Consider the following 9,838-nt stretch of genomic DNA (forward strand, 5'->3'; position numbering starts at 1 on the left):
GGGCCGACGACGCGGCGTCAGCCGCGCGCGGACGCCTCCGCCGCGGCCGGGCCGCCCGGGCCGCCGTGCAGGTGGGCGCGCTCGCCGTCGTGGTCGAAGATCGTGAGGATCTCGACCGGCCCGCCGTGCGCCCCGAACGAGTGCGGCACCATCGTCGAGAACTCGGCCGCCTGGCCCTGGTGCACGAGGATCCGGCGGTCCGCCAGGTACAGGCACGCGGTGCCCGACAGCACGGTGAACCACTCGTGCCCGGGGTGCACGCGCTGGCGTTCCGGGCCGGACGGGTGCTCGGGCGTGAGTCGCATCTTCGCGACGGTCTTGCCCTCGCGCTCGCGCGACAGCAGCCACGTCGTCACGCCCTCCCGGCTGCTCGGCTCGGGCCGGATGACGACGTCCTCGTCGTCGACCGGCTCGACGAGCTGGTCGATGGTCGTGCCGAGCGCCCGGGCCAGCGGGACGAGCTGGTCGAGCGCGATGCGACGCCCGCCGGTCTCGATCCGGCTGAGCGTCGACGGGCTGAGGTAGCAGCGCGCCGCGAGGGCGTCGAGCGTCCAGCCGCGCGCGAGCCGCAGCCCGCGGATCCGCTGGCGGACGATCGCGTCGAGGTCGACTTCTTGCGTCATGCGCAAGAGTCTATGTCGTTGGCGCATGGCCGGCGTACCGTCGAGGACATGACCTCGCACCAGCACGACGCCGCCGCTCGGCCCGACCACGCCCACGGCCACGGCCGTCGGCACGGCCACGGCCCGGCCGTCGGCCACGACGCGCAGCCCGACCCGGCCGTCGAGGCCGCGCTGGCCGAGCTGCTCGACCTGGACGCCGCGGTCTTCGCGGGCCTGCTCGCCGACGTGGTCGCCCGGGTCGCCGCGGCGGCACCGGCTCCTGTCCGCACGGTGCTCGACCTCGGTGCGGGGACCGGGACGGGAACCGTCGCCCTCGCGCGGGCGTTCCCCGCCGCGCAGGTCGTGGCGGTCGACGCGTCACCCGCGATGCTCGAGCGCACGCTCGGTGCGGCCGAGGCCGCCGGTGTGGCCGACCGCGTCCGCACGGTCGAGGCAGATCTCGACGCCGCGTGGCCGGACACGCCGGACACTCGCCCGGCCGACGTCGTGTGGGCGTCGGCGTCGCTGCACCACGTCGCCGACCCGGCCCGGGTGCTGCGCGACGCCCACGCCGCTCTCGCGCCCGGCGGGCTCGTCGCCGTCGTCGAGATCACCGGCTCGACACCGGTGATCCCGTCCCCGCTCGACCGACCCGACCGCCCCGGCCTCGGCGAGCGCCTGGCCGACGCGACGGTGCACGCGGCTGGAACGCCTACCCGGACTGGACGCCCTCCCTCGAGGAGGCCGGGTTCGAGGGTGTCCGGCGCGAAGAGCTGCGGGCGACGGCGGCGCCCGGCCCGACGACGGCGCGCTGGCGCGCGCGACGCTCGAGCGCCTGCGCGACCACCTCGCCCCGCACCTCGACCCCGACGACGTCGCCGCGCTCCGCGCGCTGCTCGACGGCCCCGACCTCGCGGCCGGGGTCTCCGCCCGCGCCGGCCGTCTCCTGTGGACCGCGCACCGCCCGCCGGTCACCGACCGCCCCGCCTGACCGACCACGACGCCTGACCGATCTCCGAGGAGCACCATGAACCCCACCCGCACGACCGGCACCACCGCCGGGACCACGCCGGACCCCGCGGCCGGTGCCCACCGCGTCGACGTCGCCGTCGTCGGCGGCGGTCCCGCCGGACTGTCCGCCGCGGTGACGCTCGCGCGCTCGCTGCGCTCCGTCGTCGTGATCGACGCCGGCGAGCCGCGCAACGCCCCCGCCGAGGGCGCGCACAACCTGCTCGGTCGCGAGGGGGTCTCCCCGCACGAGCTGCTCACGGCGGGCCGGCGCGAGGCGACCGGCTACGGGGCCGAGGTGCGCCCGGGCCGCGTCACGGCGGTGCGGCGGGTCGAGGACGGGTTCGCCCTCGACGTCGCCGCACTCGAGGGCACGTCGGGTGTCGGCGGACCGACGCCGGTGCACGCGCGTCGGGTCCTCCTCGCGACCGGCCTGGTCGACGAGCTCCCGGACGTGCCGGGCGTGCGCGAGCTGTGGGGCCGCGACGTCATCCACTGCCCGTACTGCCACGGCTACGAGGTGCGCGGACGCCGGATCGGGGTGCTCGGCACCGGACCGAACGCGCTGCACCAGGTGCTGCTGCTGCGCCAGCTCAGCGACGACGTCACGCTCTTCCTGCACACCGCGCCCGAGCCCGACGACGCGGCGTGGGAGCAGCTCGCCGCGCTCGGCGTGCGCGTGGTCGAGGGCCGGGTCGCTCGGCTCGCCGTCGAGGGCGGCGCGTCGGGCACCGGGAGCGGCGGCGGCCCCGCGCGGCTGGCCGGCGTCGTGCTCGAGGACGGGACGACGCTCGACGTCGGAGCTGTCGCCGTCGCGCCGCGGTTCGTCGCCCGCGGAGAGCTGTTCGAGCAGCTCGGCGGGGCGCTGGAGGACCACGCGATGGGCGGCCGCTTCGTCCCGGTCGACGCGCGCGGCGCGACGGCGCTGCCCGGGGTCTGGGCGGCGGGCAACACGAGCGACCTGTCGGCGATGGTCGGCGCGTCCGCCGCCGCCGGGGTGATGGCGGGCGCGCAGATCAACGCCGAGCTCGTCGCGGAGGACGCGGCCCGGGCGGTCGAGCGCCGTCGGGCACCGTTCTCGGCGCGGACGGAGGCCGAGCCTCGGCCTGCGCACCCATGAGCCAGCGGATGCGTGCGCGACCCGGGGTTCGGCAGACGACGTGACGCACGAGACGCCCCGGCCGAGGCCTCTCGCACTGCACGTCGGGGCGGCTCGACGCACGATGGACCGCGAACCGTCCCCACCCGTGGAGGTACGTCATGCCGTTCGGAATCGGCCGCTCGCCCCAGGACAAGCGCGACCGCACGGTCGCGGACCTGCTCGTCGCGCAGCTCATCGAGGCGGGGGTGCGGCGGATCTACGGCATCGTCGGCGACTCCCTCAACCCCGTGGTCGACGCCGTGCACCGCTCCAACACCGGGGAGAACGCCGGCAAGGGCATCGAGTGGGTGCACGTGCGCCACGAGGAGGCGGCGGCGTTCGCGGCCGCGGGCGAGGCGGAGGTCACGGGCAGCCTCGCGGTGTGCGCGGGCTCGTGCGGCCCGGGCAACCTGCACCTCATCAACGGCCTGTACGACGCGAACCGCTCGCGCGTGCCGGTCCTCGCCATCGCGAGCCACATCCCGAGCAAGCAGATCGGCACCGGCTTCTTCCAGGAGACGCACCCGGACCGACTCTTCAACGAGTGCTCCGTCTACTCCGAGATGATCTCGTCCGCCGAGCAGGCGCCGCGCGTCATCAACTCCGCGATCCACCACGCGTTCGGCGCGCCGGGCGTCTCCGTGCTCACGCTTCCCGGTGACGTCGCCGACCTCGACGCCCCGGCCGCGGTGCCCGACGTCGCGTGCCGGCCCGCCCGGCCCCGCATCGTCCCGGACGCGCAGGCCGTCCAGGAGCTCGCCGAGGCGATCGACGGCGCGAAGAAGGTGACGATCTTCGCCGGCGCCGGCGTGCGGGGAGCCCGCGACGACGTGCTCGCCCTCGCGGACAGGATCGCCGCGCCCGTCGGCCACTCGCTGCGCGGCAAGGAGTTCATCCAGTACGACAACCCGTTCGACGTCGGCATGTCCGGCCTGCTCGGTTACGGCGCGGCGTTCGACGCGATGCACGACTGCGACCTCCTCCTGCTGCTCGGCACGGACTTCCCGTACGACCAGTTCCTCCCCGCCGAGGTGCGCACGGCCCAGGTCGACGTCGAGCCGACCCGCCTCGGGCGGCGCACGCGCCTGGACCTCGCCGTCGTCGGCGACGTCGGCGAGACCGCGCGCGCCCTGCTGCCGCTGGTGAAGAAGGCGCGGTCCCGGAAGTTCCTCGACCAGATGCGCGCCAAGCACGAGAAGGCGATGAACGGCGTCGTGAGCGCGTACACGAAGAAGGTCGAGCGCACGACGCCCATCCACCCCGAGTACGTCGCGGACGTCCTCGACCAGGTGGCCGCCGACGACGCCGTCTTCACCGTCGACACGGGCATGTGCAACGTATGGTCCGCGCGCTACATCACGCCGGGGCCGCGGCGCCGCATCGTCGGCTCGTTCCTGCACGGGTCGATGGCGAACGCCGTCCCGCACGCGATCGGGATCGCGGCCTCCGCCCGGGACGCCGGCCACGACCGGCAGGTCGTCGCGATGGCCGGCGACGGCGGGCTGTCGATGCTGCTCGGCGAGCTCGTCACGCTCAAGCAGTACGACCTGCCCGTGAAGATCGTGCTCTTCGACAACGCGAGCCTCGGCATGGTGCGACTCGAGATGCTCGTCGACGGGCTGCCGATGTTCGGCACCGAGTCGCCGCAGGTCGACTACGCCGCGGTCGCCGAGGCCATCGGCATCCCGGCCGTGCGGGTCGAGAAGCCCAAGGACGTGCGCCGCGCGCTCGAGGACGCCTTGCACCGCCCGGGGCCGGCGCTGGTCGACGTCGTCACCGACCCGCGTGCGCTGTCCATCCCGCCGAACATCACGGCCGGGCAGGTGCGCGGGTTCGCCGTCGCGATGAGCAAGGAGGTCCTCGGCGGGGGCATGGGCGAGGCCGTGTCCATGGCGCGCGCGAACCTGCGCAACGTGCCCCGCCCGTGAGCGACGGACCGACGCTCGCGGACGTCCGCGAGACCGCCCACGAGGTCTTCGGCTACGACCGTCTGCGGCCCGGCCAGGCCGAGGCGATCGCCGCTCTCCTGGCGGGCCGAGACGTGCTCCTCGTGCTGCCGACGGGCGCGGGCAAGTCCGCGGTGTACCAGCTCCCCGGGCTCCAGCTGCCCGGACCGACGCTGGTCGTCTCCCCGCTCATCGCGCTCCAGCAGGACCAGGTGCGCGCGCTCGAGGATCTCGGCGAGCGCGACGCCGCCGCGGCCGCGGTGAGCTCCGCGGTGCCCGCCGCGGAACGACGCCGGGCGCTCGAGGCGGCGGCCGCCGGCGAGCTCGAGTTCCTCTTCCTGGCGCCCGAGCAGCTCGCCAACGACGAGGTCCTGGACGCCGTGCGTGCCGCACGGCCGAGCCTCGTGGCCGTCGACGAGGCGCACTGCGTCTCGGTGTGGGGCCACGACTTCCGGCCCGAGTACCTGCGGCTCGGCGAGCGCATCGACACGCTCGAGCCCCGACCGCGCGTCATCGCGCTCACCGCGACCGCTGCCCCTCCCGTCCGCGAGGACGTCGCCTCGCGGCTGCACCTGCGCGACGCCGCGGTGATCGTGAGCGGGTTCGCCCGCCCGGGCATCGCGCTCGAGGTGGTGCGCGCCCTCGAGGAGGCGGACAAGCGGCGCGCCGTCGTCGAGCGCGTGCGGCAGGAGGCGGAGAACGGGATCGGGATCGTCTACGTCGCGACCCGGCGGCACAGACCGAGCTCGCGGAGGCGCTCGCCGACCCGAGCACCGGCAGGGCGCTGCGCACGGCGGTCTACCACGGCGGCATGAACCGCGCGGACCGCGACGAGGCCCAGCGGCGGTTCACCGACGACGAGGTGGACGTCGTCGTCGCGACGTCGGCGTTCGGGATGGGTATCGACAAGCCGGACGTCCGGTTCGTCGTGCACGCCGACGTCCCCGGGTCGCCGGACGGCTACTACCAGGAGGTCGGCCGCGCGGGCCGCGACGGCGAGCCCGCCGTCGCGGTCCTGTTCTACCGCCCCGAGGACCTCGGGCTGCAGCGCTACTTCCGGGTCGCCGTCCCCGAGCGGGGCGACGTGCTGGAGGTCGCGCGGGCCCTGCGCCGGGCGGACGGCACCGCGGACGGCACCGCGGACGGGACGGCCGACGACGACGGGGACGACGGGGGCGGCGGCGGGCGCGGCTCCCCGGCGGCTCGCGCGCTGCGCGCCCTGGTCCAGGACGCCCGGGCGCTGCTCGGCACCGACGCGCGCCCGGCCGCCGTCGCCGACGCGGCGGTCGAGCTCGCCGAGGAACGGCGTCGCATGGAGGACTCCCGCCTGGAGATGATGCGCGGGTACGCGGAGACGACGCAGTGCCGCCGTCAGTTCCTCCTCGCCTACCTCGGTGAGGAGCTCGCCGAGCCTGCGGGCGGTGCGACACGTGCTGGGCCGGCACCGCGGCCGAGCAGACCCTCGACGACGCGGACGTGCCGTTCGCCGTCGGCGCCACGGTGCGCCACGAGGAGTTCGGCGAGGGGACGGTCATGGGCTACGAGGGCGGTGCGGAGGGCATGCACGCGCGGGTCACGGTGCTGTTCGCGTCGCACGGGTACCGGACGCTGAGCCTCGACGCCGTCGCGCAGCACGACCTGCTCGACCCGGCCTGACGCGCCCGCGATGCCGCGCCGCACGCCTGCCTCGCCGGAGCCCGGCACCGCACCCCGCCCGGGGGCGCCACGAGCGCCCGCGGGCGTCACGCTCGTCGTGCCGGTGCTCGACGACGCGACGCACCTCGACCGGCTGCTGCGCTCGGTCGCCGCGCAGACCCGCGCCCCCGACGCCGTGGTCGTCGTCGACAACGGGTCCCGGGACGGCAGCGCCGCCGTCGCGCGCTCGCACGGCGCGACGGTGCTGCACGAGCCGCGGCGCGGAATCTGGCCCGCGGCCGCGCGCGGCTACGACGCCGTCCGCACCGACGTCGTCGCACGCTGCGACGCGGACACCGTCCTGCCGCGGGGGTGGGTGGAGCGCGTCGCGGCGCGGTTCGGGACCGAGCCGGACCTCGCCGCGCTCACCGGTCCCGCCGACTTCGCGGACGTGCCCCGCGCGCTCGGCCACGTCGGCGGGACGGCGTACCTCGGGGCGTACTTCCTCCTCGTCGGGGCCATGGTCGGCGGGACGACGCTGTTCGGCTCCAACCTCGCGCTGCGGCGCGACGTCTGGCGCGCGGTCCGCGAGGACGTCCACGACGACGTCCCGGAGATCCACGACGACATGGACCTCAGCTACCACGTGCGCGGCCGAGGGCGCGTCGAGCGCGACGCGGCCCTGCGCGTCAGCGTGTCGGGGCGGCCTCTCGTCAGCCTCCGCGGCCTCGCGGCCCGCGGCGCGTGGGGCGCGCGGACGTCGATGCTGCACGCGCCGGGGCTCGGGCCGCGCCTCGAGCGGCGCTGGGCCGGCCGCGCCGCGGCGCCGCTCACCGTCCGCGGGCTGCCGGGCAACCACCGCTGGTGAGCGGGCGGTCGCCGGCACGACCGCACGCGCACGTCAGTCCTCGGCGGCGCAGGTCCCCGTCACGGTGAACGGCACCGGCTCGTCCTGCCCCTCCGCCGGCGCGCCCGTGCCGGCGATCTCGACGTTCCCCTCGCCGTCGATCGAGAACTGCGTGGTCGTGCCCTCGAACGTCGTGCCGCCCGTCACGGTCACCTGGCCCGCGCCGTCGGTCACCGTGACGCCGACCTCGTCCTCGCCCTCGGTGAACGTGGCCTGCAGGTCGGAACCGGTGGTGCTGGCGCAATTGTCCGACGTCCCGGTGATCTCGATGCCGCCGTCCTGCGTGCGGAACGTCAGCTCCGCGTCCTCCGCGCCGTCGTCGGTCGCGTCGTCGGTGGCGTCCTCGTCCGGGCCGGCGGACGTCTGCCCGCCCAGCGGTGCCGACGGCTCGGGCAGCGTCGCGGTGCCGTCGCGCCGTCGTCGCCGCACCCGGCGAGCGCGAGGGTCAGGAGCAGCGCCGCGCCGGCGCCGAGAGGTCGGGTGCTGCGGTTCACGGTGCCACCTTCGCGGGTCGCCGGGTGCGGTCGTCGCGGCTCTCGCCGTCCCCGCACGGTACGGAGCCCTCCGTGAGCACGCAGCCCGGGCGACCGGCCGCCCGCCGGGTCACGCGCCCGGTCTGGCGCCTGGTCAGGCGCCCGGTCAGATCCAGTCCAGGCGTCCCATCGCGTTCAGCCCGAGCAGCACGCCCAGGATGCCGAGCACCCAGCCGGTCATCTCGGCCGCGTTCTTCGTCAGCCACGCGTCCAGGCGCCGCAGCAGCGGGTCGACGGCGCGCGCGGCGACCAGGCGCCCGAGGAGGAGCAGCAGCGCGGGCGCGACCATGACCAGACAGTACGCCGCGAGCACGCCGGCCGAGGCCGGGAACGCGAGGCCTGACGTCGTGATGATCCCGATCGCCGCGAGGTACGGCAGCATCGTCGCGACCTCGAGGGACGCCGCGCCCAGCGCGAGCCCCACGAGCGGCAGCACCGTGGAGCGCCGCGTCGCGGTCCCCGCCGCCGGTCCCGCCGGCCCGCCACCGCCCGCCGCCTCGATCCCCAGCGCGCGCTCGCGCCACCGCGAGAGCCGACCCGGCGCCGGCGTGCGACCCTCGGCCGCGGCCTGCTCCGCCCGGCGCGCGGCCCGCTTGCCGTCGAAGCGGAAGCTCAGCGCGAACAGCGCGATCCCCAGGAGGAGCTGCACGACGGTGGCGGCACGGGTGTCGAGCGCGTCGCCGAACCGGTCGAGGAAGGCGCCCGCGCCGAGCATGACCACGACGCCGACGACGAGATAGAAGCCGGCGACCGTCGCGAGGTACGCCAGGACGCGGCCGGCGCGCAGGCGGCCCGGCGCCAGGAGCAGCCACACGGGCACGAGGAGCGTGCCGAAGCTCGTGGAGTCGATGAGCGCGAGCACGACGAGGACGCCGGCGGTGGCGGCGAGGCCGAGGCCGGCGCCACCGAGGCCGTCGAGAGGGAGCGGGAGGTCCATGCCGTCGACCCTCGCGGGCGGCAGGTGCCCGCGTCGTCGGGCGGACGACCGATCCTGCCGTCACCGGGTGCGCCCCGGCGGCGCGCGGCGTACATCCTTCGGCGGACCCGCGCGGGTGCCGGCCTGTGCTGGGATGGAGACGTGAGCGCACCCGACCGCCCGGCTGCCGGCGCCCTGCGGGGCGTGTGGCGCATCGAGGACCGCCGCAACGACGTCGTCACCGCGGTGCTGACGTTCGCGCTCGGGTGGCTGTTCCTCGAGCTCGGCCTCGTCGACCTGGTGCCCGACGACGCGCCGCTGCGCACCGCGACGCCCGACCTCGGGTGGCGGCTCGCGCTGCTCGCCGCCGGCTGCGGCCTCGTCCTCGTCAAGCGACGGCACCCGATGCTCGCGCTGGCGGGCGGGGTGGCCGTCGTGCTCGTCGACCTGTCGTGGGGCGGGAGCCTCGCGGTCACGCTCGTGCTGTGGGACCTGCTGTACGCCGCCGCGCTCTGGGGGCGGCCGCGGGCCCGCGCCTGGCTGTGGGGCACCGCGGTCACGGTGACCGTGCTCGGCGCCGTCGCCGCGGGCGAGGCGTCGCGCGACGTGCGCGAGTTCGTCTTCCTCGGCATCCAGCTCGGCGCGATCCTGCTCGTCCCGCTGTGGTGGGCCACGAACGTGCGGCAGAAGAGCGACCTCGCCGACCTGGAGCGCGACCGCGCCGACCTCGCCGCGCGCGACGCCGCGAGCGCCGCCCGCGCCGCGGAGCTGGAGCGGCAGCGCGCGGGCGACCTCGAGCGTCTGGCTGAGCTGGACCGCCACGAGGCCGTGCGCGCCGAGCGCGCGGCGATGGCGCGGGACCTGCACGACGTCATCGCCTCGCACCTGTCGGCGATCGCCATCCACTCCGGCGCCGCCCTCCAGGTGCCGCCGGACGCGGGCCGGGACCGGGCCGCGCTCGAGCAGGTGCGGGCGAGCGCGGTGGCGTCGCTCGAGGAGATGCGGTCGATGATCCTGCTGCTGCGCGCCGGGCCGGGGCGCGACGACGCGGGAGCCGCCGTGACCGCGCCGGGCCGGCTCGCGGAGCTCGGCGTCCTCCTCGAGGCCACCGGGGCGGCGGGCAGCCCGGTCACGCTCGCGGACCCGGACG

Annotated in this window: 10 protein-coding genes; 7 read left to right on the top strand and 3 right to left on the bottom strand. The window is 76.3% G+C overall.

What is annotated here, in order from left to right:
• Window positions 1-17: 17 nt before the first annotated feature.
• Window positions 18-623 carry a helix-turn-helix domain-containing protein gene (locus BJF88_RS10405; protein WP_075828736.1) on the bottom strand — a complete coding sequence of 202 codons (606 nt, stop codon included), beginning with the start codon at window positions 621-623 and terminating at the stop codon, window positions 18-20.
• Window positions 624-671: 48 nt separating this feature from the next.
• On the opposite strand from BJF88_RS10405, the gene BJF88_RS20460 reads away from it, so the two are divergent.
• From BJF88_RS20460 to BJF88_RS10430, 6 genes are all read left to right on the top strand, one after another.
• Window positions 672-1,610, top strand: coding sequence for a trans-aconitate 2-methyltransferase (locus tag BJF88_RS20460; protein ID WP_222843981.1), 939 nt, complete (start codon window positions 672-674; stop codon window positions 1,608-1,610).
• A 19-nt stretch (window positions 1,611-1,629) separates the two neighbouring features.
• Window positions 1,630-2,730: an NAD(P)/FAD-dependent oxidoreductase gene (locus tag BJF88_RS10415; protein ID WP_083649045.1), complete on the top strand. Its 1,101-nt coding sequence runs from the start codon at window positions 1,630-1,632 to the stop codon at window positions 2,728-2,730.
• Window positions 2,731-2,870: 140 nt separating this feature from the next.
• Window positions 2,871-4,679 carry a pyruvate dehydrogenase gene (locus BJF88_RS10420; protein ID WP_075828737.1) on the top strand — a complete coding sequence of 603 codons (1,809 nt, stop codon included), beginning with the start codon at window positions 2,871-2,873 and terminating at the stop codon, window positions 4,677-4,679.
• Window positions 4,676-5,512 carry a DEAD/DEAH box helicase gene (locus BJF88_RS21985; RefSeq protein ID WP_255371943.1) on the top strand — a complete coding sequence of 279 codons (837 nt, stop codon included), beginning with the start codon at window positions 4,676-4,678 and terminating at the stop codon, window positions 5,510-5,512. The genes BJF88_RS10420 and BJF88_RS21985 overlap by 4 nt, the downstream gene beginning before the upstream one ends.
• The gene (locus BJF88_RS21990) at window positions 5,509-6,309 is read left to right on the top strand and encodes a helicase-related protein (RefSeq protein WP_255371944.1); all 801 of its coding nucleotides are present in this window, start codon (window positions 5,509-5,511) and stop codon (window positions 6,307-6,309) included. Before BJF88_RS21985 ends, BJF88_RS21990 begins: the two co-directional genes overlap by 4 nt.
• A 54-nt stretch (window positions 6,310-6,363) precedes the next feature.
• On the top strand, window positions 6,364-7,200 hold the full coding sequence (locus BJF88_RS10430; protein ID WP_075828738.1) for a glycosyltransferase family 2 protein: 837 nt from the start codon (window positions 6,364-6,366) through the stop codon (window positions 7,198-7,200).
• Window positions 7,201-7,233: 33 nt separating this feature from the next.
• On the opposite strand, the gene BJF88_RS10435 is transcribed toward BJF88_RS10430, so the two are convergent.
• Window positions 7,234-7,668: a hypothetical protein gene (locus BJF88_RS10435; RefSeq protein WP_075828739.1), complete on the bottom strand. Its 435-nt coding sequence runs from the start codon at window positions 7,666-7,668 to the stop codon at window positions 7,234-7,236.
• Window positions 7,669-7,878: 210 nt separating this feature from the next.
• Complete coding sequence (locus BJF88_RS10440; protein ID WP_075828740.1) at window positions 7,879-8,709, bottom strand: GAP family protein; 831 nt, start codon at window positions 8,707-8,709, stop codon at window positions 7,879-7,881.
• Between the two features lie 141 nt (window positions 8,710-8,850).
• On the opposite strand from BJF88_RS10440, the gene BJF88_RS10445 reads away from it, so the two are divergent.
• A partial coding sequence (locus BJF88_RS10445; RefSeq protein ID WP_075828741.1) for a histidine kinase occupies window positions 8,851-9,838 on the top strand: 988 nt, incomplete at its 3' end.

The organism is Cellulosimicrobium sp. CUA-896 (assembly GCF_001942335.1).
Lineage (GTDB): Bacteria > Actinomycetota > Actinomycetes > Actinomycetales > Cellulomonadaceae > Cellulosimicrobium.